A 21,340-nucleotide genomic window follows, 5' to 3' on the forward strand; every position below is an offset into this window, starting at 1 on the left:
CGAAGGAAGAAGAGCACCATGAAGATCGACTGGGCGGCCCTCGGTTCCGTCTTCGGCGTCAGCCTCGTGGTCACCGTCGCCCTGGTGGCCCTGTTCACCCTCGGCATCACCGGCCTGTCCCGCCGCGAGAGGGCCGCGGCCCAGGGCCAGTCCGCGGCCCTGGCGGTCACCGGCGCCTACGCATGCTTCGCCGCGTGCGCGGCGGCGGTGGGCTACGGGATCTACCTGATCATGGCCTGACCGCAGATCGTCCCCGTCCGGCGGGCGGTGCGGGAGTCCCGGCTCCCGCACCGCCCGCCGACGTGTGCGCGCCGTCCACCGGCCGTTCACGGCGTTCACCCACGTGAGCCCCTCTGTGGGCCTCGGCACACTTCAGCCCCGCAGGTCAACGGCAAGTTGACGGCCCTTCCAGGGGCATGGTGGACTGCCTCCGCCAATACGGCGGCAGGAGAGGAAGCCGGTGCGAATCCGGCGCGGTCCCGCCACTGTCACCGGGGTGTCCACCCCGGGAGCCAGGAACTCTCGCCGCCGGTCTCGTCGAACCAGGGCGCGGACACCCTGAGTGAGGACATATCGCCATGCGCGGCAGCCTGCCGAGGTCGACCAGCGACACCCCACCCCCCTTCGGGGCCGTAACCTCCGGATCCGTCACCGGCTGAACCCATGGGTGCCGATCGCGTGTTCGCGTACGGCGCCGCCGCCGGCCTCCTCGGCGACCTGCTGCTCGGCGATCCCCGCCGTGGGCATCCGGTCGCCGCGTTCGGGCGGGCCGCGGCTGCCGTGGAGCGGGTGCTGTGGCGGGACGACCGGGGCCGCGGGGCCGTGCACACCGCCGTGTGCGTCGGCGGCGCCGTCGCCCTCGGAAGCCTGGCCGCCCGCGCCGTACGCCGTTCCCCCGCCGCTTCCGTCGCCCTGACCGGCGTCGCCACCTGGGCCGTCGTCGGCGGGACCTCGCTGGCCCGGGAGGCGCGTGCCATCGCCCAGGCCTTGGAGGCCGGTGACGTCCAGGCCGCCCGGGAGCGGTTGCCGCACCTGTGCGGACGTGACCCGCAGGCCCTGGACGCCGACGGCATCGCCCGCGCCGTCGTGGAGTCCGTCGCCGAGAACACCTCCGACGCCGTGGTGGGCGCCCTGGTGTGGGGCGCGGTCGCCGGGGTGCCGGGTCTGGTGGGCTTCCGGGCCGTCAACACCCTGGACGCGATGGTGGGGCACAAGTCGCCCCGTCACCGCCGCTACGGCTGGGCGTCCGCCCGTCTCGACGACGTCGCCGGCTGGCCGGGCGCGCGTCTGACGGCCGTCCTGGCCGCGCTCACCGGGCCGGACCCGCGCGGTGCGGTACGGGCCTGGCGCGCGGACGCGGGCAAGCACCCCAGCCCCAACGCCGGTCCCGTGGAGGCGTCCTTCGCGGGCGCGCTCGGCGTGCGGCTCGGCGGGACCCTCTCCTACGGCGGGCGGGTCGAGCACCGGCCCGTCCTCAACGGCGGCGGACGCCCCGTCGCCGTCACCGACATCGACCGGGCGGTGCGCCTGTCGCGGCGCGTCGGCTGGCTGGCGCTGGCGGCCGGTGTGGCCGCGCGGCGCGTGCTGAAGGGACGTGCCACGTGAGCGGTGGCGGACTGCTGGTCGCCGGGACCACCTCGGACGCCGGCAAGAGCGTGGTCACCGCCGGGATCTGCCGGTGGCTGGTGCGCCAGGGGGTGAAGGCCGCGCCGTTCAAGGCGCAGAACATGTCGCTGAACTCGTTCGTCACCCGCGAGGGCGCCGAGATCGGCCGCGCCCAGGCCATGCAGGCGCAGGCGTGCCGGGTGGAGCCGACGGCGCTGATGAACCCGGTGCTGCTGAAGCCGGGCGGCGAACGGTCCAGCCAGGTGGTGCTGATGGGCCGCCCGGTCGGCGAGATGAGCGCCCGCGGCTATCACGGGGGCCGTCAGGAACGGCTCCTCGGCACCGTCCTGGACTGCCTGGAGCAGCTGCGGAACCAGTACGACGCGGTGATCTGCGAGGGCGCCGGGAGCCCGGCGGAGATCAACCTGCGCCGCACCGACATCGTGAACATGGGCGTCGCCCGCAACGCCGGTCTGCCGGTGCTCGTCGTCGGCGACATCGACCGGGGCGGCGTCTTCGCCTCCTTCTTCGGCACGGTCGCCCTGCTCTCCCCCGAGGACCAGGAGCTGGTCGCCGGGTTCCTGGTGAACAAGTTCCGCGGGGACGTCTCGCTGCTGGAACCGGGCCTGGAGATGCTGCACGGACTGACCGGGCGGCGCACCTACGGCGTGCTGCCCTTCCAGCACGGGCTGGGCATCGACGAGGAGGACGGTCTCAGGGTGTCGCTGCGGGGCGCCGTGCGGGAGTCCGCGGTGGCCGCGCCGGCCGGCGAGGAGCTGCTGCGGGTCGCGGTGTGCGCGGTGCCGCTGATGTCCAACTTCACCGACGTGGACGCGCTGGCCGCCGAGCCGGGTGTCGTGGTGCGGTTCGTGGACCGGCCGGACGAACTCGCCGACGCCGACCTGGTGGTCGTGCCGGGCACCCGCGGGACCATACGCGCGCTGCGCTGGCTGCGCGAACGCGGACTGGCGGACGCGCTGGTGCGGCGGGCCGCCGAGGGCCGGCCGCTGCTGGGCGTCTGCGGCGGCTTCCAGCTCCTCGGCGAGCACATCGAGGACGACGTGGAGAGCCGCGCGGGCCGCGTGGACGGGCTCGGCGTGCTGCCCGTACGGGTGCGGTTCGCGCGTGAGAAGACCCTGGCCCGCCCGGCCGGCGAGGCCCTGGGTGAGCGCGTCGAGGGGTACGAGATCCATCACGGGGTCGCCGAAGTGCTCGGCGGGGAAGCCTTCCTGGACGGCTGCCGGGTCGGCTCCACCTGGGGCACGCACTGGCACGGCGCGCTGGAGTCGGACGGGTTCCGGCGGGCGTTCCTGCGCGCGGTCGCCGAACGCGCGGGACGCCGTTTCGTGCCGGCCCCCGACACCTCCTTCGCCGCGCTGCGCGAGGAGCAGCTCGACCGGCTCGGCGACCTGATCGAACAGCACGCGGACACGGACGCGCTGTGGCGGCTCATCGAGTCCGGCGCGCCACCAGGACTGCCCTTCATTCCACCGGGAGCGCCCGCATGAGCACTGTGTTGTTGTTGTCGACCGCCGACACGGACCTGCTGGCGGCCCGGGCCTCCGGCGCCGCCTACCGCATCGGCAATCCCACCCGCGTCGACGTCGCGGAGGAACTGCCCGCGCTGCTGGACGGCGCGGACCTGGCCGTGGTGCGGCTGCTGGGCGGCAGGCGCGCCTGGGAGGACGGACTGGCCGCGCTGAAGACCTCCGGCATCCCCACGGTGCTGCTCGGCGGGGAGAGCGTGCCGGACGCGGAGCTGATGGCCGAGTCGAGCGTCCCGGCGGGCGTGGTGGCCGAGGCGCTGCGCTATCTCGTCGAGGGCGGCCCGGAGAACCTCGCCGAGCTGGCGCGCTTCCTGTCGGACACGGTGCTGCTGACCGGCGAGGGCTTCGAACAGCCCCGCAGGATGCCGGAGTTCGGCGTGCACGGGGAGCGTCCCGTCGTACCGGGCCGTCCGACGGTCGGCGTGCTCTTCTACCGCGCCCACGAACTCAGCGGCAACACCGCGTTCGTGGACACCCTGTGCGACGCGATCGAGGCGCGCGGCGCCAACGCGCTCGCCGTGTACTGCGGTTCGCTGCGCGGCGCCGACCCGGAGCTGTACGAGCTGCTGGGGCGGGCCGACACGCTGGTCGCCACCGTGCTCGCGGCCGGCGGCAGCCACGCCTCGCAGGCGTCGGCGGGCGGCGAGGAGGAGGCCTGGGACGTCGGCGCGCTCGCCGAGCTGAACGTGCCGGTGCTGCAAGGTCTGTGCCTGACGACCTCGCGGGCGGCCTGGGAGGAGTCCGACGCGGCCCTCTCCCCCATGGACGCGGCCATGCAGGTCGCCATCCCCGAGTTCGACGGCCGGCTGATCACCGTCCCGTTCTCCTTCAAGGAGCAGGGACCGGACGGCGTGCCGGTGTACGTCGCCGACCCCGGGCGGGCGGCGCGGGTCGCCGGAATCGCCGTACGGCACGCGGCGCTGCGGCACAAGCCGAACGCCGAGAAGAAGCTGGCGCTGGTCTTCACCGCGTACCCGACGAAGCACTCGCGCGTCGGCAACGCGGTCGGGCTGGACACGCCCGCGTCGGCGGTGCGCGTGCTCGACGCGCTGCGGGACGCCGGGTACGCGGTCGACGGCCACCCGGCCGAGGGCGACGAGCTGATCCACCGGCTGATCGAGGCGGGCGGGCACGACGTCGAGTGGCTGACGGAGGACCAGCTGGCCGCCGCGCCCGCGCGGGTGCCGCTGGCCGACTACCGGGCCTGGTTCGCCACGCTGGACCCGGGGCTGAGGGAGGCGATGACCGAGGCGTGGGGCGAGCCGCCGGGCTCGCTGTACGTCGACGGGGACGACATCGTGCTGGCGTCCCTCCAGTTCGGGAACGTCGTCGTGATGATCCAGCCGCCGCGCGGCTTCGGGGAGAACCCCATCGCGATCTACCACGACCCGGACATGCCGCCCTCGCACCACTACCTGGCCGCCTACCGCTGGCTGGAGAACAGTTTCGGCGCCGACGCGATCGTCCACATGGGCAAGCACGGCACGATGGAGTGGCTGCCCGGCAAGGGCCTCGGCCTGAGCGCCGGATGCGCCCCGGACGCGGTGCTGGGCGACCTGCCGCTGGTCTACCCGTTCATCGTCAACGACCCCGGCGAGGGCACCCAGGCCAAGCGGCGCGGGCACGCCACGGTCGTCGACCACCTGGTGCCGCCGATGGCCCGCGCCGACACCTACGGCGACCTGGCCAAGCTGGAGCAGCTGCTCGACGAGTACGCGCTGGTCAGCGATCTGGACCCGGCGAAGGCGCCGGCGGTGCGGGCGCAGATCTGGACGCTGGTGAAGGCCGCCGAGCTGCATCACGACCTGCATGTGGACGACCAGCCGGACGACGACGCGTTCGACGAGTTCGTCATGCACATCGACGGCTACCTGTGCGAGATCAAGGACGTGCAGATCCGCGACGGTCTGCACATCCTCGGCGGCAGGCCGGCCGGCGAGCCGCGCGTCAACCTGGTGCTGGCGGTGCTGCGCGCCGCGCAGGTGTGGGGCGGGCGGGCGAACGCGCTGCCGGGGCTGCGGGCCTGCCTCGCCGCGCACTTCGGGCTGGTGGAGAAGGAGCTGCTGGCCGAGCCGGGCGCGCCGGTGAAGGCGCCGGTGGAGCTGACGGACCTGGTCGAGGGCCCGTCCCGTACCGCCGCCGACGCGATCGACCTTCTGGAGCAGCTGTGCCGGCGGCTCGCGGAGGGCATGGAGCAGCGCGGCTGGGCGACGGACGCGGTGACGGGTCTGGTGCGAGAGGTGCTGGGCACCGAACTCCCGGACGCCGTGGCCGTGTTGCGGTTCGCGTGCGAGGAGGTCGTGCCCCGGCTCGACCGGACGACGGACGAGATCGGGCACATCCTGCGGGCGCTGGACGGCGGGTACGTCCCGGCGGGCCCGTCCGGATCGCCGACGCGCGGACTGGTCAACGTGCTGCCGACCGGGCGGAACTTCTACTCGGTCGACCCCAAGGCGATTCCGTCACGGCTGAGCTGGGAGGTCGGGCAGTCGCTGGCGGACTCGCTGGTGCAGCGGTATCTGCGGGACACGGGAGCGTATCCGCAGTCCGTCGGCCTGACGGTGTGGGGCACGTCCGCGATGCGCACCCAGGGCGACGACATCGCCGAGATCCTCGCGCTGCTGGGCTGCCGTCCGGTGTGGGACGACGCGTCGCGGCGCGTGACCGGCTTCGAGGTGGTGCCCCTGGAGGAGCTGGGCCGGCCCCGCATCGACGTCACGGTGCGCATCTCCGGCTTCTTCCGGGACGCGTTCCCGCACGTGGTGGGGCTGATCGACGACGCGGTACGGGCGGTGGCCGAGCTGGACGAGCCCGCCGAGGCCAACTACGTACGGGCGCACGTGGAGGAGGACGCGGCCGGGCACGGCGACCGGCGGCGGGCCACCGCGCGCATCTTCGGCTCCAAGCCGGGGGCGTACGGGGCGGGGCTGCTGCCGCTGATCGACGCCCGGAACTGGCGCTCCGACGCGGACCTCGCCGAGGTGTACGCGGTGTGGGGCGGCTACGCCTACGGGCGCGGGCTCGACGGGCGCGCGGCGCGCGGCGACATGGAGACGGCGTTCCGGCGGATCGCGGTGGCGGCGAAGAACGTGGACACGAGAGAGCATGACATCGCGGATGCCGATGACTATTTCCAGTACCACGGCGGCATGGTCGCCATGGTCCGGCACCTGACGGGGGCCTCCCCCGAGGCGTACGTCGGCGACTCGGCGACACCGGACCAGGTGAAGACGCGCACGCTGGGCGAGGAGACGCACCGGGTGTTCCGGGCGCGGGTGGTGAACCCGCGCTGGATGGCGGCGATGCGCCGGCACGGCTACAAGGGCGCTTTCGAGATGGCGGCCACCGTGGACTACCTGTTCGGGTACGACGCCACGGCCGGGGTCGTGGACGACTGGATGTACGAGAAGCTCAGTGCGGAGTACGTGTTCGCGCCGGAGAACCGCGACTTCATGAAGAAGTCCAACCCCTGGGCGCTGCGCGGCATCACGGAACGGCTGCTGGAGGCGGCGGACCGGGGGCTGTGGGCGGAGCCGGACCAAGAGACCCTGGACCGGCTCCGGGCGACCTACCTCGAGCTTGAAGGAGATCTGGAGGGAGACGGGTGATCTTCCCCGATACCCCCGCCAGTGCGGGGAGCAGTCGACCAGCTCGTGATCCCGAGTGTCGACGTTCGGAACACCCCCGCGTCGGCGGGGAGCACGTGTCCACCATGCCGGACTTGCGGGTCGGACGCGCAGCGCGCCGCCTCACGTCAACTGAAGGAGTGATCGTCGCGTGAGCACGCCCTACCCGTTCACCGCCGTCGTGGGCCAGGACGACCTGCGGCTCGCGCTGCTGCTGAACGCGGTGTCACCGTCCGTCGGCGGTGTCCTGGTGCGCGGCGAGAAGGGCACCGCGAAGAGCACCGCCGTGCGTGCGCTGACCTCGCTGCTGCCCGAGGTCGCGGTGGTGCCGGGGTGCCGGTTCTCCTGCGACCCGGCCTCGCCCGCCCCGGGGTGCCCTGACGGACCGCACGAGGGCGGGGGCGGCGGTACGTCCCGTCCCGCGCGGATGGTGGAGCTGCCCGTAGGCGCCTCCGAGGACCGGCTGGTCGGCGCACTCGACATCGAACGGGCGCTGGCCGAGGGCGTGAAGGCGTTCGAGCCGGGACTGCTGGCCGCCGCGCACCGGGGAATCCTCTACGTCGACGAAGTCAACTTGTTGCACGACCACTTGGTCGACCTGTTGCTCGACGCTGCCGCCATGGGCGCCTCGTACGTCGAGCGCGAGGGTGTCTCCGTACGGCATGCCGCCCGCTTTCTGCTCGTCGGGACCATGAATCCCGAGGAAGGCGAACTGCGGCCCCAGTTGCTAGACCGGTTCGGGCTGACCGTCGAGGTGGCCGCCTCCCGCGAGCCCGACCAGCGGGTGGAGGTCGTCCGACGGCGTCTGGCGTACGACGACGATCCGGCTGCCTTCGCCGCCTCTTGGGGCGACGAGGAGACCGCCGTACGGCAACGGATCGTCGCCGCACGCACGTTGTTGCCGCGGGTGCGCCTCGGTGACTCTGCGCTGCGGCAGATCGCTACGGTGTGCAGTGCATTTGAGGTCGACGGGATGCGGGCCGACATCGTGATGGCGCGTACGGCGACCGCGCTGGCGGCCTGGGCGGGGCGGACGGACGTACTCGCCGAGGATGTGCGGCAGGCGGCGCTGCTGGCCCTCCCCCACCGGCGGCGGCGCAATCCCTTCGACGCGCCGGGGCTAGACGAGGACAAGCTGGACGAGATGCTGGAGGAGTCCGGAGGCGACGACGATCCCGGCACCGACCCGGACGGGCCGGACGGGGGCGGCGGGCAGCCGCCCGAGGGCGGTCCGGAGGGCGGTGGTGACGCGGGGGCGCCGGCCGAGGCCGAGGAGTCCGGGGAGCCGCAGCCCGCCGGGGCCGGCTCCGGCGAGCGGGCACCGGTGGGTGCCGCCGATCCGTTCCGGACGAGGGTGCTGAGCGTCCCCGGCATCGGTGAGGGGGCCGCCGGGCGGCGGTCGCGGGCCCGGACCGAGCACGGGCGGACGACGGGCGCGCGCCGCCCGGAGGGTGCGCTGACCAAGCTGCATCTCGCGGCGACCGTGCGGGCCGCGGCTCCGCATCAGCGGGCGCGAGGACGCTCGGGGCGTGGGCTCGTCGTGCGCCGGGACGATCTGCGGCAGGCGACCAGGGAGGGCCGCGAGGGCAACCTCGTGCTGTTCGTCGTGGACGCCTCCGGGTCCATGGCCGCGCGGCAGCGGATGAGCGCCGTGAAGGGCGCCGTGCTGTCGCTGCTGCTCGACGCCTACCAACGGCGGGACAAGGTGGGACTCGTGACCTTCCGGGGGTCGGCGGCCGAGGTCGCGCTGCCGCCCACCTCGTCGGTGGACGCGGCGGCGGCCCGGCTGGAGTCGCTGCCGACGGGCGGGCGGACGCCGCTGGCGGCGGGGCTGCTCAAGGCGCACGACGTCCTGCGCGTGGAGCGGCTGCGGGACCCCGCGCGGCGGGCGCTGGTCGTGGTGGTGACGGACGGGCGGGCCACGGGTGGTCCCGAGCCGGTCGCGCTGGCGTCGCGTGCGGCGCGGCTGTTCGCGGCGGAGGGGATCGCCTCGGTGGTCGTGGACTGCGAGTCGGGGCCGGTGCGGCTGGGGCTTGCCGGGCAGCTCGCCGGTGAGCTGGGCGGGACCGCCGTGACGCTGGACGAGCTGCGGGCCGACTCGATCGCCGGACTGGTGAAGGACGTGCAGAGGAGGGCCGCGTAATGCCGAAGGGACAGCCGAGTGTCGTGCCGGACGATGGCTTGACGACCCGTCAGCGTCGTAATCGGCCGCTGGTGGTGGTGCACACCGGGGTCGGCAAGGGCAAGTCGACGGCCGCGTTCGGGCTGGCGTTGCGCGCCTGGAACCAGGGGTGGCCGATCGGGGTGTTCCAGTTCGTCAAGTCGGCGAAGTGGAAGGTCGGCGAGGAGCGGGCGCTGCGCGTGCTCGGTGACTCCGGAGAGGGCGGGTCCGTCGCCTGGCACAAGATGGGCGAGGGCTGGTCCTGGGTGCAGCGCGAACTGCAGGGGGACAACCTCAGCAACGAGGAGAAGGCCCGTGAGGGCTGGGAGCAGGTCAAGCGGGACCTGGCCGCCGAGACGTACCGGCTGTACGTGCTGGACGAGTTCGCCTACCCGATGCACTGGGGGTGGGTGGACACCGCCGAGGTGGTGTCCGTGCTGCGGGACCGGCCGGGGACGCAGCATGTGGTGATCACGGGGCGTAACGCGCCCGCGGAGCTGGTGGACTTCGCCGATCTGGTCACCGACATGTCCAAGGTGAAGCATCCGATGGACGTCGGTCAGAAGGGCCAGAGGGGGATCGAGTGGTGACGGGGACCGCCGTCGGCTCCGTTCCCCGGCTGGTCATCGCCGCGCCCTCGTCGGGGAGCGGGAAGACCACCGTGGCCACGGGGTTGATGGCCGCGCTGTCCGCGCGCGGGATGGCCGTGTCGCCGCACAAGGTGGGGCCTGACTACATCGATCCCGGGTATCACGCGCTCGCCACGGGGCGGGTGGGGCGCAACCTCGACGCGTACCTGTGCGGGGCCGAGCTGGTGGCTCCGTTGTTCGCGCACGGCGCGCGGGGGTGTGACATCGCCGTGGTCGAGGGCGTGATGGGGCTGTTCGACGGGGCGGCCGGGGAGGGGGAGCTGGCGTCCACCGCGCAGGTGGCGAAGTTGCTGCGGGCGCCGGTGGTGCTGGTGGTCGACGCGTCGGCGCAGGCTCGGTCGGTGGCGGCGTTGGTGCATGGGTTTGTGAGCTTCGACCCTGAGGTCCGGGTCGGGGGGGTGATTCTCAACAAGGTGGGGTCGGAGCGGCATGAGGGGTTGCTGCGGGAGGCGTTGGAGGCGACCGGGGTTCCTGTGATGGGGGTGTTGCGGCGGGCCGCGCGGGTGGAGACTCCGTCTCGGCATCTGGGGTTGGTGCCTGTGGCTGAGCGGGCGGCTGACGCCGTTGCCGCCGTGGATGCGATGGGCGCGCAGGTCGCTGAGGGATGTGACCTCGGTGGTCTTGTCGCCCTCGCGTGCAGTGCGGGGCCCCTGGCGGGTGCGGCCTGGGATCCGGGGGACGCCCTCCTTTCTTCGCCCCCGCCGCCCCTTCCCTTCCCGTCCCTGGGGGCTGCGCCCCCAGACCCCCCTGTCGGCCCTGGCGGGCCTCGTCCTCAAGCGCCGGACGGGCCGGCCGTGCCGGTCGTCGCCCTTGCCGGTGGGGCCGCGTTCACCTTTTCCTATGCCGAGCATGCCGAACTGCTGACCGCTGCCGGCGCCGATGTCGTCACCTTCGATCCCCTCCGCGACGAGGAGTTGCCCGAGGGGGCTTCGGGGGTCGTCATCGGGGGTGGGTTCCCCGAGGTGTACGCCTCCGAACTGTCCGCCAACGAGGCTCTGCGGAAGCAGATCGCCGAACTCGCCGCGCGCGGGGCGCCCGTCGCCGCCGAGTGTGCCGGGCTGCTGTATCTGTGCCGGGAGCTGGACGGGATGCCCATGTGCGGCGTGCTGGACGCCTCCGCCCGGATGTCGGAGCGGCTGACGCTCGGGTACCGGGACGCCGTGGCCGTCGGCGACAGCGTGCTGGCCGCCGCCGGGACGCGGATGCGGGGGCACGAGTTCCATCGGACGGTCGTCGAGCCGGGGGCCGGGGCCTCTCCCGCGTGGGGGGTGCGCGTGCCCGAGCGGCGGGTCGAGGGGTTCGTCGAAGGCGGCGTGCACGCCAGTTATCTGCACACCCACTGGGCGTCGGCGCCCGGTGTCGCCCGTCGGTTCGTGGAGAGGTGCCGGACGTCATGAGCAGCAGGCTGGTCGGGGTGGGCGTCGGGCCCGGGGACCCTGAGCTGGTGACCGTCAAGGGGGTCAACGCGCTGCGGGCCGCCGATGTCGTCGTCGTGCCCGTGATGGACACGGGTGAGCGCGGGCGGGCCGAGGCGACCGTGCTGCACTACGTGGCCGCCGAGAAGGTGGTCCGGGTGGTGTTCGCGCTGAACGAGCGGACCGACCGGGCGCGGCGGGAAGCCGCCTGGGACGCGGCCGGTGAGCGGGTCGCCGGGATGCTGCGGGAGCGCCGCTCCGTGGCGTTCGCGACCATCGGGGATCCCAACGTCTATTCGACCTTCACCTATCTCGCGCAGACCGTCGGCGAGCTGGTGCCGGGCGTGGTCGTGGAGACCGTGCCCGGGATCACCGCCATGCAGGATCTCGCGGCCCGGTCGGGGGCCGTGCTGACCGAGGGGACCGAGCCGTTGACGCTGGTTCCGGTCACCGCGGGGAGTGCCGTGCTGAAGGAGGCGCTGGCCGGGCCGGGCACCGTCGTCGCGTACAAGTTCGGGCGGCAGGCCGGTGAGGTCGCCGAGGCGCTGCGGGAGACCGGGCGGCTCGACGACGCGGTGTGGGGGTCGGCGCTGGGGCTGCCGGAGGAGTCCGTGCGGTCGGCGGCGGAGATGGACGGGCGGCCGTTGCCGTATCTGTCGACGCTCATCGCGCCGCCCCGGCGCGGGGGCGGGCGGGGCGGGAAGCTGTGAGGCGGACCGGCGGGCGGTCAGTGGGCGGCGCCCACGACCAGCCAGATGAACAGCACCCCGGCGACCGTGCACACCAGGGTGGAGCGGGCCGGGTGGGCGTGATGGGCCTCGGGCAGGATCTCGGCCGCCGCGAGGTACAGCAGCGCGCCGCCGAACAGACCGAGGTAGCCGCCGAGCAGCGGCTCCGGGATCGTGAAGAACAGCGTGGAGGCGGCGCCCGCGACCGGCGCCACGGCGTCCGCCCACAGCATCGCGAGGGCGCGGCGGCGGGCGTTGCCGTAGGCGTGGGCGAGCGTGTACGTGTTGAAGCCGTCCGCGAAGTCGTGGGCGATCACGGCGACCGCGACGGCGGCGCCCATGCCGCCGCCGACCTGGAAGGCGGCGCCGATCGCCACGCCGTCCATCGCGCTGTGCCCGACCATCGCCGCCGCCGCGGTGAGACCCACCTCGGGGGTGCGGCCGTGGTTCTCGCCCGCGCCGTGCGCGGCCTGCCGGTGGGCGAGCAGGCGTTCCACCAGGTGGGCCAGCAGGAAGCCGGTGACGAAGAGGAGCAGCGCCACCGGCACGCCGTACAGCTCGGTGCCGACGGCCTCCAGGGACTCCGGGAGGAGTTCCAGGCCGACCGCGCCCAGCATCAGTCCGCCGGCCAGGCCCAGCACCAGGTGGCGGCGGTCGGTCACACGGTGCGCCGACCAGCCGCCGGCCAGCGTCATCAGGAACGCGCCCAGCGCGACGAGGACCGCCATGTGCTCTTCGTATCCGATCAGCGGTCGCTCGCGCACGCGTGACAGCCGCTCAGCCCTCTTCGACTTCCGATCGCATCCAGAAAAGGACCTGTTTCCATGGCCGACGCCTCCACCGGCAAGGTGACCTTCGTCGGGGCCGGTCCCGGCGCCGCCGATCTGCTGACGTTCCGCGGCGCGCGGGCCATCGCCGAGGCGGACGTGGTGATCTGGGCCGCCAGCCTGGTCCAGGCCGAGGTCCTGGAGCACGCGCGGGAGGACGCGGAGATCCTCGACTCGGCGACGATGTCGCTGGAGGACGTGGTGTCCGTCTACGCGAGGGCCCGTGACGAAGGGCTGAAGGTCGCGCGGATCCACTCGGGTGACCCCGCGCTGTGGGGCGGCACCCAGGAGCAGTTCGACCGGTGCACGGAGCTGGGCATCGCCACGGAAATCGTGCCGGGGGTGTCGTCCTTCTCGGCGGTGGCGGCGCTCGCGGGGCGGGAGCTGACGATCCCCGAGGTGGCGCAGTCGGTGATCCTCACCCGGCTGGGCGGCGGGAAGACGCCGATGCCGCCCGGTGAGGAGGTCCGGGAGTTCGCGCGGCACGGCACCACGATGGCGGTGTTCCTGTCGGCGGCGCGCAGCGGGCAGCTGGTGCGGGAGCTGCTGGAGGGCGGCTATCCGACGTCCACGCCGGTCGTGGTGGCGTACCAGGCGACCTGGCCGGAGGAGCTGGTGGTGCGGTGCACGATCGGCACGCTGGAGGAGACGGTCAAGGAGCACAAGCTGTGGAAGCACACGCTGTTCCTGGTCGGTCCCGCCCTCGACGCCCGGGGGACCCGCTCGCACCTGTACCACCCGGGGCACTTCCACGGCTTCCGCAAGGCCGACCCGCGGGCCCGCAGGGAGCTGCGGGAGCGGGGGGCCAGCACATGATCACCGTGGTCGGGACGGGCACGGGTGCGCCGGTCGACGCGCAGGTGGCCGAGGGGGCCGCGCTCGTGGTCGGGGGGCGGCGGCATCTGGACGCCGTGAAGCTGCCGGAGGGGGCCGAGCGGGTCGTGCTGGGGCCGCTGGCGCCCGCCCTCGACACCGTCGCCTCGTATGTGGCCGAGGAGCGGCCGGTGGTGGTGCTGGCGTCGGGCGATCCCGGGTTCTTCGGGATCGTGCGGGCGCTGGCCGAGCGGTTCGGCGCCGACCGGCTCGATGTGCGGCCGGGGGTGTCGTCCGTCGCCGCCGCGTTCGCGCGGGCCGGGCTGCCGTGGGACGACGCCGTGGTGGTCAGCGCGCACGGCCGGGACGCGCGCACGGCGGTGAACATGTGCCGGGCGCATCCGAAGGTCGCCGTGCTGACCGGGCCCGGCGCCGGGCCGGCCGAGCTGGGGGCGGCGCTGCGCGGTGAGCGGCGGGTGCTGGTCGTCGCGTCCGCACTGGGGGCGGCCGGGGAGTCGGTGGAGCGGGTGACGCCCGAGGAGGCGGCCGGCCGGGACTGGGGGCCTGCGGTGAGCGTGGTGCTGTGCCTGGACGAGGAGCGGGCGCTGGGGCCGGTGCGTACGGTCGCGGGGCTCGGGGAGCGCCCGGCCGGATGGGCGCTTCCGGAGGCGGAGTTCGCGCACCGGGACTCGATGATCACCAAGTTCGAGGTGCGGGCGCTGGCGCTGGCCCGGCTGGGTCCGCGCCCCGGCGACCTGGTGTGGGACGTCGGCGCGGGGTCCGGGTCGGTGGCCGTGGAGTGCGCGCGGCTCGGCGCGGCCGCCGTGGCCGTGGAGCGTGACGCGGACGGTGTGGAGCGGGTGCGCGCCAACGCCGCCGCGCACGGTGTCGGCGTACGGGTGGTGCACGGGGAGGCGCCGGGGGCGCTGGACGGGCTGGGCGACGATCCGGACGCCGTGTTCGTCGGCGGCGGGGGCCGGGAGCTGCCGGCGGTCGTCGGCGCGTGCGCGCGCCGGGCGCGGCGGACGGTCGTCGTCGCGATGGCCGCGCTCGACCGCGTTCCGGCCGCGCGGGCGGCGCTGACCGGCGCGGGCCTGGTCTGTGACGGTGTGCTGTTGCAGTCGTCGCGGCTGGCGCCGCTGCCGGGGGACGTGACCCGGCTCGCGGCCACCAATCCGGTTTTCCTGCTGTGGGGCGTCCGGCCCCCGGCGCACAGTGAAGGAGTCTGCGAGTGATCGGCCTCATCTCCGCCACGGCGGCGGGCGCGGCGGCGCGGGACCGGCTGGCCGCCGCCTGGCCGGACCGCACGCGCGTGTACGGCGGTCCGGTGGCGGACGCGGTACGGGCCGCGTTCGCCGAGTGCGACCGGCTGGTGTGTTTCCTCGCCACCGGGGCGGTGGTGCGGCTGGTGGCGCCGCTGCTCGCGGGCAAGACCGACGATCCGGGCGTGGTGTGCGTGGACGAGGCCGGCCGGTTCGCGGTGTCGCTGCTCGGCGGGCACGGCGGCGGCGCGAACGAGCTCGCCCGCGAGGTCGGCGAGGTGCTGGGCGCCGAGCCGGTGGTGACGACCGCGACGGACGCGGTGGGGCTGCCGGGGCTCGACACGCTGGGCCTGCCGGTGGAGGGCGATGTCGCGGCCGTGTCGCGGGCGCTGCTGGACGGGGAGGCGGTGGCGCTGCGCGCCGAGGTGGCCTGGCCGTTGCCGCCGCTGCCGGTCGCCGGCGAGGGCGCGTACACGGTCCGGGTGACGGACCGGCTGCTCGAACCGGCCGACGGGGAGGCGGTGTTGCGGCCGCCGACGCTCGTCGTCGGGGTGGGCGCGTCGAAGGGCGCCCCCGTCGAGGAGGTGCTCGGGCTCGTCGAGGACGCGCTGCGGGAGGCGGGGCTGTCGGTGGCGTCCGTGGCCGAGCTGGCCACCGTGGACGCCAAGGCCGGAGAGCCGGGGATCGTGGAGGCCGCCCGGCGGCTCGGCGTGCCGCTGGTGACGCACGCGGCCGAGGCGCTGGCGCGGGTCGCGGTGCCCAACCCGTCGGACGCTCCGCTCGCCGCCGTCGGCACGCCGTCCGTGGCGGAGGCGGCCGCGCTCGTCGGCGGGGGTGAACTCCTCGTGCCCAAGCGGAAGTCGGCGGGCTCCCCCGCCATGGCGACGTGCGCCGTCGTGCGGCGTCCGGGCCGGGGGCGGCTCGCGGTGGTCGGGCTCGGGCCCGGCGCGCGGGACCTGCTCACCGAGCGGGCGCGGGACGAACTGCGCCGCGCGTCCGTGCTGGTGGGTCTGGACCAGTACGTCGACCAGATCCGCGACCTGCTGCGGCCCGGCACCCGTGTGCTGGAGTCGGGGCTCGGCGCGGAGGAGGAACGGGCGCGTACGGCCGTCGCGGAGGCCCGGCGCGGGCAGGCGGTCGCGCTGATCGGCAGCGGTGACGCGGGGGTGTACGCGATGGCGTCCCCGGCGCTCGCGGAGGCGTCCGACGACATCGACGTGGTCGGCGTGCCGGGGGTGACGGCGGCGCTCGCCGCGGGCGCGCTGCTCGGGGCTCCGCTGGGCCACGACCACGTGTCGATCAGCCTGTCCGACCTGCACACGCCGTGGGAGGTCATCGAGCGGCGGGTGCGGGCGGCGGCCGAGGCGGACCTGGTGGTGACGTTCTACAACCCGCGCAGCCGGGGCCGCGACTGGCAGCTGCCGAAGGCGCTCGCCGTGCTCGCCGGGCACCGCGCGCCCGCCACCCCCGTCGGGGTCGTGCGGAACGCGTCCCGCGCGGACGAGTCGGTGCGGCTGACCACGCTGGCCGCGCTGGACCCGGCGACGGTCGACATGATGACGGTCGTGACCGTGGGCAACACGGCGACCCGGGAGATCGCGGGGCGCATGGTCACCCCGCGCGGCTACCGCTGGCAGGAGGAGACCCGGTGAACCGTGTGGTCCACCCCATCGAGCAGGAGTCGTTCCGGCGGCTGCGCGCCCGCCTCGACACGTCCCGTTTCCCGCCGCTGACCCGGGCGGTGGTGGAGCGCGTCGTGCACTCCTCCGCCGATCTGGAGTACGCCACGGACCTCGTCATGGACGAGGCCGAGCTGGGGCGGGCGCACGCCGCGCTGCACGCGGGCGCGCCCGTCGTCGCGGACGTGGAGATGGTCGCGGCCGGCATCACCCGCCGCGAGACCGTGTGCCGGCTGCGCGACGCGCGGTCCGGGCCGGGACTCACCCGGTCCGCGCACGCCGTGCGGCTCGCGTACGAGGAGGTCGGGCCCGGCGCCGTGTGGGTGATCGGGTGCGCGCCCACCGCGCTGGAGGAGCTGCTGACCCTGGACGCCTCCCCCGCGCTCGTGATCGGTTTGCCCGTCGGGTTCGTCGGCGCCGCCGAGTCCAAGGCGGCGCTGCGGGAGAGCGGACTGCCCGCTGTGAGCAACGTGTCCGAGAAGGGCGGGTCGGCGGTCGCCGCTGCCGCGCTCAACGCCCTGCTGTATCACCCCCTTTCGACCGAGGAGACCCTGTGACCACCCCGCCCGCCCTGCTCATCGCCGGCCACGGCACCCGGGACGACGCCGGAGCGGAGGCGTTCCGTGCCTTCGTGCGGGAGCTGGGCCGCCGCCGGCCCGACCTGCCCGTCGCGGGCGGCTTCATCGAGCTGTCCCCGCCGCCGCTGGGCGAGGCCGTCGCCGAGCTGGTGGAGCGGGGCGTGCGGCGGTTCGCGGCCGTGCCGCTGATGCTGGTGTCCGCCGGGCACGCCAAGGGCGACATCCCGGCCGCCCTGGCCCGCGAGAAGGAACGCCACCCCGGGGTCTCGTACACGTACGGCCGGCCGCTGGGCCCGCACCCCGCGCTGTTGCGGGTGCTGGAGCGGCGGCTCGCGGAGGCGGTGGACCCGTCCTGGGACCCCGCCGGGGTGACGGTGTTGCTGGTGGGGCGCGGGTCGACGGACCCGGACGCCAACGCCGAGGTGTTCAAGGCGGCCCGGCTGCTGTGGGAGGGGCGCGGATACGCGGGAGTGGAGACGGCGTTCGTGTCGCTGGCGAAGCCGGACGTGCCGGGCGGCCTCGACCGGTGCGCCCGGCTGGGGGCGCGGCGGATCGTCGTGCTGCCGTACTTCCTGTTCACGGGGATCCTGCCGGACCGGGTGCGGACGCAGACGGAGGAGTGGGCGGCGGCGCACCCGGACGCCGAGGTGCGGTCGGCGGACGTCATCGGCCCCGAGCCGGAGCTGCTGGACCTCGTCCTCGAGCGGTACGAGGAGGCCGTGAAGGGTGATCTGCGGATGAACTGCGACTCCTGCGTCTACCGGATCGCGCTGCCCGGTTTCGAGGACAAGGTGGGGCTGCCGCAGCAGCCGCATTTCCATCCGGACGACGACGGGCACCATCATCACGGGCATGGTCACGCGCATTCCCACAGTCATGCCCACTGAGCCGGGCTCCGGTCACGACCTGCGCCATCACGGCGACGCCGAGGTCCGCGACGACGGCGGCGCGCTCGTCGACCTCGCGGTGAACGTCCGCGCGGACACGCCCCCGGCGTGGCTGCGGGAGCGCGTCGCGGCGTCGCTGGCGGGGCTCGCCGCCTACCCGGACGGGCGGGCCGCGCGGGCCGCGGTGGCGGCGCGGCACGGGCTGCCCGTGGAGCGGGTGCTGCTGACAGCGGGCGCGGCGGAGGCGTTCGTGCTGCTGGCGCGGGCGCTGAAGGTGTCCCGGCCGGTGGTGGTGCACCCGCAGTTCACCGAGCCGGAGGCGGCGCTGCGGGACGCGGGGCACACGGTGGACCGGGTGCTGCTGCGGGAGGCCGACGGCTTCCGCCTCGACCCGGCGGCGGTCCCGGAGGACGCGGACCTGGTGGTGATCGGCAACCCGACCAACCCGACGTCGGTGCTGCACCCGGCGGAGGCACTGGCGCGGCTGGCCCGTCCGGGCCGCACGCTCGTGGTCGACGAGGCGTTCATGGACGCGGTGCCGGGCGAGCGGGAGGCCCTGGCCGGGCGGACGGACGTCCCGGGGCTCGTGGTGCTGCGCAGCCTGACCAAGACATGGGGCCTGGCGGGCCTGCGCATCGGGTACGTGCTGGCAGACTCGGAGACCGTCGCCCGGCTGGAGCGGGCGCAGCCGCTGTGGCCGGTGTCGACGCCGGCGCTGGCGGCGGCGGAGGCGTGCGTGTCGCCTGCGGCGCTCGCGGAGGCGGAGGAGGCGGCGCGCGGCATCGCGGCGGACCGCGCGTACGTGATCGCAGGCCTGCGGGGCTTCGCGTCCCACGGTCTGCGGGTGGTGGAACCGGCCGAGGCCCCCTTCGTCCTGGTCCGCGTCCCGGCCGCGGCGGACGTGCGGGAGCGGTTGCGCTCCCTCGGCTACGCAACCCGCCGAGGCGACACGTTCCCGGGCCTCGACGAGGAGTGGCTCCGCCTGGCGGTACGGGACAGGGCGACGACGCAGGGCTTCCTGCGGGCGCTGGGCCAGGCACTGGGCGCCTGACCACCGAACGGGCGCCCGCCGCCGCGCCGGGTACGGGCGGTCCGTGACCGGTCGCGCAGTTCCCCGCGCCCCTGAAGGGGCGCCCCGCCCCCGCCGCCTGCGGGCAGCCGCACTCAGCCTGCGGGCAGTCGTGCCGCTGGGGCGGCACGGGTGGGCGCAGGCGGCACCTTGCAGCCTGCCTCGATGGGACCCGCGCCGCCGCCTGCGGCCCGTCGCGGGCCGGTCGCGCAGTTCCCCGCGCCCCTGAAGGGGCGCCCCGCCCCCGCCGCCTGCGGGGGCCTCCCCCGTACCCCCGCTCAGGTCAGTTCCGGCGCCCCCGCCGCGACAGCAACACCGCTCCCCCACCAGCCGCCAGCAGCGCCACCGCGCCCGCCGCCACGTATGGCGTAGCCGAATCCCCGCCCGTTTCGGCGAGGTCGGCCTGTGCGGCGCGGGCGCCCTGGGGTTCGACGGCGGGTTCCGCCTTCTCGGGGGCCTCGGGGGCGGCGGCCTCCGACGGCTCCTCCTCGGCCGCCGCCGGCGTCTCGCACCGCGACGTCGCCAGCGTGAGGCGCCCCTCCACCTCGGCCACGTTCAGCTTCGCCGGGTTGACGGACACCTCCAGCGTCAGGGCGGTGGCGGCGGCCGTGGACGACGTCGTCCCGGTCGTGGACAGGTCGAGCCGGACCGAGCCCACCCCCGGCACCTCGACGTTCGTCGGGCCGCCGGCGCTCAGGGAGACCCGCTTGCCGAGGACGGTGACCGCGGCGGGCAGGGTGACCGAGGCATGCGGGGTCTCGCCGGCCTCGCAGACCGCCTTGGAACCGACCGCCTCGAGCTCGACGACCGACAGCAGCGGCAGTCCGGGGACGTGCAGGCGGACGTCGGCGAGGGTGGTGGACGCCTCCGCCCGCTCCCCCTCGACGGTCGCGACCGCGTCGGCCACCTCGGCGCGCAGCACGCTGAACGGCTTGCCCCCCTCGACGCCGTCGAGGGTGGCGGTGAGGGCCGTCTTCCGCGCGGTCCGCGGCGCCTCGACCTCGTTGAGGGAGACGGTGAGCGGGACCTGCACCGACTTGTTGAGCAGGGACACGTTGAGATCGGTGCGCAGCACGGAGGCGCTCGCGCTGCCGTGGCCCTCGGTGGCGTGCGCCGGCCCCGCGCCGGCGAGGGCGACGGGTCCCGCGGTGAGCGCACAGGCCACGGCGGCAGCGGACCAACGGCGGGCAGGCGTACGGACGTTGATGGTGTACAAGGTGGTGGGACCCCCATGAGACTTTACTGGGACCCGGAAAGAATGTCCGCGCCCGCGCCGCCCCGTCAGCGATCCGAAGACTCTTCACCCCTTCGGGGAAGACCGGAGAGCGTTTTCGATTTAAGGGGTACGGCTGTTCCCCTCCGTCACCCTCCGGGGTCCCACCGGCGGGCGCGTCCCTACGCGACGACGCGCCCGTCGAGCACCACCCGGCGCGGATCGGTGAGCACCCGGAGGTCCGCGCGCGGGTCGGCGTCGTAGACCACCAGATCGGCGGGGGCGCCCTCCTCCAGGCCGGGGCGGCCGAGCCACTCCCTGGCCTTCCAGGTGCCGGCGGCCAGGGCCTCGACGGGCGGAAGGCCGGCCTTGGCCAGTTCCGCCACCTCCTCGGCGGCGAGCCCGTGCGGGAGGGTGCCGCCGGCGTCGGTGCCGACGAAGACGGGGATGCCGGCGTCGTACGCGGAGCGGACGGTGTCGTAGCGGCGCTCGTGGAGCCGGCGCATATGGGCGGACCAGCGCGGGAACTTGCTCTCGCCGCCGTCCGCGAGCGCGGGGAAGGTGGCGATGTTGACCAGGGTGGGGACGATCGCGACGCCCCGCTCGGCGAACAGCGGGATGGTCTCGTCGGTGAGCCCGGTGGCGTGCTCGACGCAGTCGATGCCGGCTTCGACCAGGTCGCGCAGGGAGTCCTCGGCGAAGCAGTGGGCGGTGACGCGGGCGCCCAGCCGGTGCGCCTCGGCGATGGCCGCCTCCACCGCGCCGCGCGGCCAGCAGGCCGACAGATCGCCCAGGTCGCGGTCGATCCAGTCGCCGACGAGCTTCACCCAGCCGTCGCCGCGCCGGGCCTCCTGGGCGACGTACGCGACGAGGTCGTCCGGCTCGACCTCCCAGGCATAGTTGCGGATGTAGCGGCGGGTGCGGGCGATGTGCCGCCCGGCCCTGATGATCTTCGGGAGGTCCTCGCGGTCGTCGATCCAGCGGGTGTCCGAGGGCGAGCCGGCGTCCCGCAGCAGCAGCGCGCCGGCGTCCCGGTCGGTGAGCGCCTGCTTCTCCGCGACGTCCTCGGGGACGGCGCCGTGCCGGTCGAGACCCACATGGCAGTGGGCGTCGACCAGCCCGGGCAGCACCCAGCCCTCGACGGTCCGGACGTCACGGGCGGCGGACGGACGGTCGTACGAGATCCGCCCGCCGACCACCCACAGTTCGTCCCGGACCTCGTCCGGCCCGGCGAGGATCCGTCCCTTCACGTGCAGCACCGCGCGTTCGCTCATGCACCG

17 protein-coding genes and 1 riboswitch are annotated in these 21,340 nt (G+C 74.7%); of the genes, 14 read left to right on the forward strand and 3 right to left on the reverse strand.

Annotation, left to right across the window (positions count from 1 at the left end):
- Window positions 1–18: 18 nt before the first annotated feature.
- From ACP7TJ_RS06885 to cobI, 8 genes are all read left to right on the forward strand, one after another.
- Window positions 19–240 (forward strand): hypothetical protein, encoded by a 222-nt coding sequence (locus ACP7TJ_RS06885; protein ID WP_037938007.1) that lies wholly within the window; start codon window positions 19–21, stop codon window positions 238–240.
- 163 nt (window positions 241–403) lie between these two features.
- Window positions 404–544: riboswitch (cobalamin riboswitch) on the forward strand.
- 119 nt (window positions 545–663) lie between these two features.
- Window positions 664–1,605: a cobalamin biosynthesis protein gene (locus ACP7TJ_RS06890; RefSeq protein WP_427762466.1), complete on the forward strand. Its 942-nt coding sequence runs from the start codon at window positions 664–666 to the stop codon at window positions 1,603–1,605.
- The gene (locus ACP7TJ_RS06895; RefSeq protein ID WP_427762468.1) at window positions 1,602–3,113 is read left to right on the forward strand and encodes a cobyric acid synthase; all 1,512 of its coding nucleotides are present in this window, start codon (window positions 1,602–1,604) and stop codon (window positions 3,111–3,113) included. The genes ACP7TJ_RS06890 and ACP7TJ_RS06895 overlap by 4 nt, the downstream gene beginning before the upstream one ends.
- Window positions 3,110–6,760, forward strand: coding sequence for a cobaltochelatase subunit CobN (gene cobN / locus ACP7TJ_RS06900; RefSeq protein ID WP_427762470.1), 3,651 nt, complete (start codon window positions 3,110–3,112; stop codon window positions 6,758–6,760). Before ACP7TJ_RS06895 ends, cobN begins: the two co-directional genes overlap by 4 nt.
- Window positions 6,761–6,929: 169 nt before the next feature.
- A complete protein-coding gene (locus ACP7TJ_RS06905) occupies window positions 6,930–8,921 on the forward strand; it encodes a putative cobaltochelatase (protein ID WP_427762472.1) in 1,992 nt (663 codons plus the stop codon).
- Window positions 8,921–9,529 carry a cob(I)yrinic acid a,c-diamide adenosyltransferase gene (cobO, locus tag ACP7TJ_RS06910; RefSeq protein ID WP_093767633.1) on the forward strand — a complete coding sequence of 203 codons (609 nt, stop codon included), beginning with the start codon at window positions 8,921–8,923 and terminating at the stop codon, window positions 9,527–9,529. The genes ACP7TJ_RS06905 and cobO overlap by 1 nt, the downstream gene beginning before the upstream one ends.
- Complete coding sequence (locus tag ACP7TJ_RS06915) at window positions 9,523–10,986, forward strand: cobyrinate a,c-diamide synthase (RefSeq protein ID WP_370163312.1); 1,464 nt, start codon at window positions 9,523–9,525, stop codon at window positions 10,984–10,986. The genes cobO and ACP7TJ_RS06915 overlap by 7 nt, the downstream gene beginning before the upstream one ends.
- On the forward strand, window positions 10,983–11,714 hold the full coding sequence (cobI, locus tag ACP7TJ_RS06920) for a precorrin-2 C(20)-methyltransferase (protein ID WP_093767687.1): 732 nt from the start codon (window positions 10,983–10,985) through the stop codon (window positions 11,712–11,714). The genes ACP7TJ_RS06915 and cobI overlap by 4 nt, the downstream gene beginning before the upstream one ends.
- Before the next feature lie 17 nt (window positions 11,715–11,731).
- Here cobI and ACP7TJ_RS06925 read toward each other — a convergent pair whose 3' ends face one another.
- The gene (locus ACP7TJ_RS06925; protein ID WP_093767686.1) at window positions 11,732–12,460 is read right to left on the reverse strand and encodes a ZIP family metal transporter; all 729 of its coding nucleotides are present in this window, start codon (window positions 12,458–12,460) and stop codon (window positions 11,732–11,734) included.
- 96 nt (window positions 12,461–12,556) lie between these two features.
- Here ACP7TJ_RS06925 and cobM point away from each other — a divergent pair, with 96 nt between their 5' ends.
- Genes cobM through cobC form a run of 6 tightly spaced genes read left to right on the forward strand, consistent with a single transcriptional unit; the run spans window position 12,557 to window position 18,829 of the window.
- Entirely contained in the window at window positions 12,557–13,375 is an 819-nt protein-coding gene (gene cobM, locus ACP7TJ_RS06930; RefSeq protein ID WP_093767632.1) for a precorrin-4 C(11)-methyltransferase, read from the forward strand.
- Window positions 13,372–14,607: a precorrin-6y C5,15-methyltransferase (decarboxylating) subunit CbiE gene (cbiE, locus tag ACP7TJ_RS06935; protein WP_367496028.1), complete on the forward strand. Its 1,236-nt coding sequence runs from the start codon at window positions 13,372–13,374 to the stop codon at window positions 14,605–14,607. Before cobM ends, cbiE begins: the two co-directional genes overlap by 4 nt.
- Window positions 14,604–16,286, forward strand: a complete 1,683-nt coding sequence (gene cobJ / locus ACP7TJ_RS06940) for a precorrin-3B C(17)-methyltransferase (protein WP_189911629.1) — start codon at window positions 14,604–14,606, stop codon at window positions 16,284–16,286. The genes cbiE and cobJ overlap by 4 nt, the downstream gene beginning before the upstream one ends.
- Complete coding sequence (locus ACP7TJ_RS06945) at window positions 16,283–16,870, forward strand: precorrin-8X methylmutase (RefSeq protein ID WP_404715158.1); 588 nt, start codon at window positions 16,283–16,285, stop codon at window positions 16,868–16,870. The genes cobJ and ACP7TJ_RS06945 overlap by 4 nt, the downstream gene beginning before the upstream one ends.
- Window positions 16,867–17,778, forward strand: a complete 912-nt coding sequence (locus tag ACP7TJ_RS06950; protein WP_266545208.1) for a sirohydrochlorin chelatase — start codon at window positions 16,867–16,869, stop codon at window positions 17,776–17,778. The genes ACP7TJ_RS06945 and ACP7TJ_RS06950 overlap by 4 nt, the downstream gene beginning before the upstream one ends.
- The gene (gene cobC / locus ACP7TJ_RS06955) at window positions 17,768–18,829 is read left to right on the forward strand and encodes an Rv2231c family pyridoxal phosphate-dependent protein CobC (protein ID WP_193459978.1); all 1,062 of its coding nucleotides are present in this window, start codon (window positions 17,768–17,770) and stop codon (window positions 18,827–18,829) included. Before ACP7TJ_RS06950 ends, cobC begins: the two co-directional genes overlap by 11 nt.
- A gap of 301 nt (window positions 18,830–19,130) precedes the next feature.
- Here the strand turns inward: cobC and ACP7TJ_RS06960 are convergent, their stop codons facing one another.
- Together ACP7TJ_RS06960 and ACP7TJ_RS06965 are read right to left on the reverse strand one after the other, a co-directional pair.
- Window positions 19,131–20,063 (reverse strand): SCO1860 family LAETG-anchored protein, encoded by a 933-nt coding sequence (locus ACP7TJ_RS06960; protein WP_427762478.1) that lies wholly within the window; start codon window positions 20,061–20,063, stop codon window positions 19,131–19,133.
- Between the two features lie 179 nt (window positions 20,064–20,242).
- Window positions 20,243–21,334: an amidohydrolase family protein gene (locus tag ACP7TJ_RS06965; protein WP_093767625.1), complete on the reverse strand. Its 1,092-nt coding sequence runs from the start codon at window positions 21,332–21,334 to the stop codon at window positions 20,243–20,245.
- Between the last annotated feature and the right edge of the window lie 6 nt (window positions 21,335–21,340).

It is taken from the genome of Streptomyces sp. DSM 41931, from assembly GCF_050271085.1.
GTDB classification, from domain to species: domain Bacteria; phylum Actinomycetota; class Actinomycetes; order Streptomycetales; family Streptomycetaceae; genus Streptomyces; species Streptomyces albogriseolus.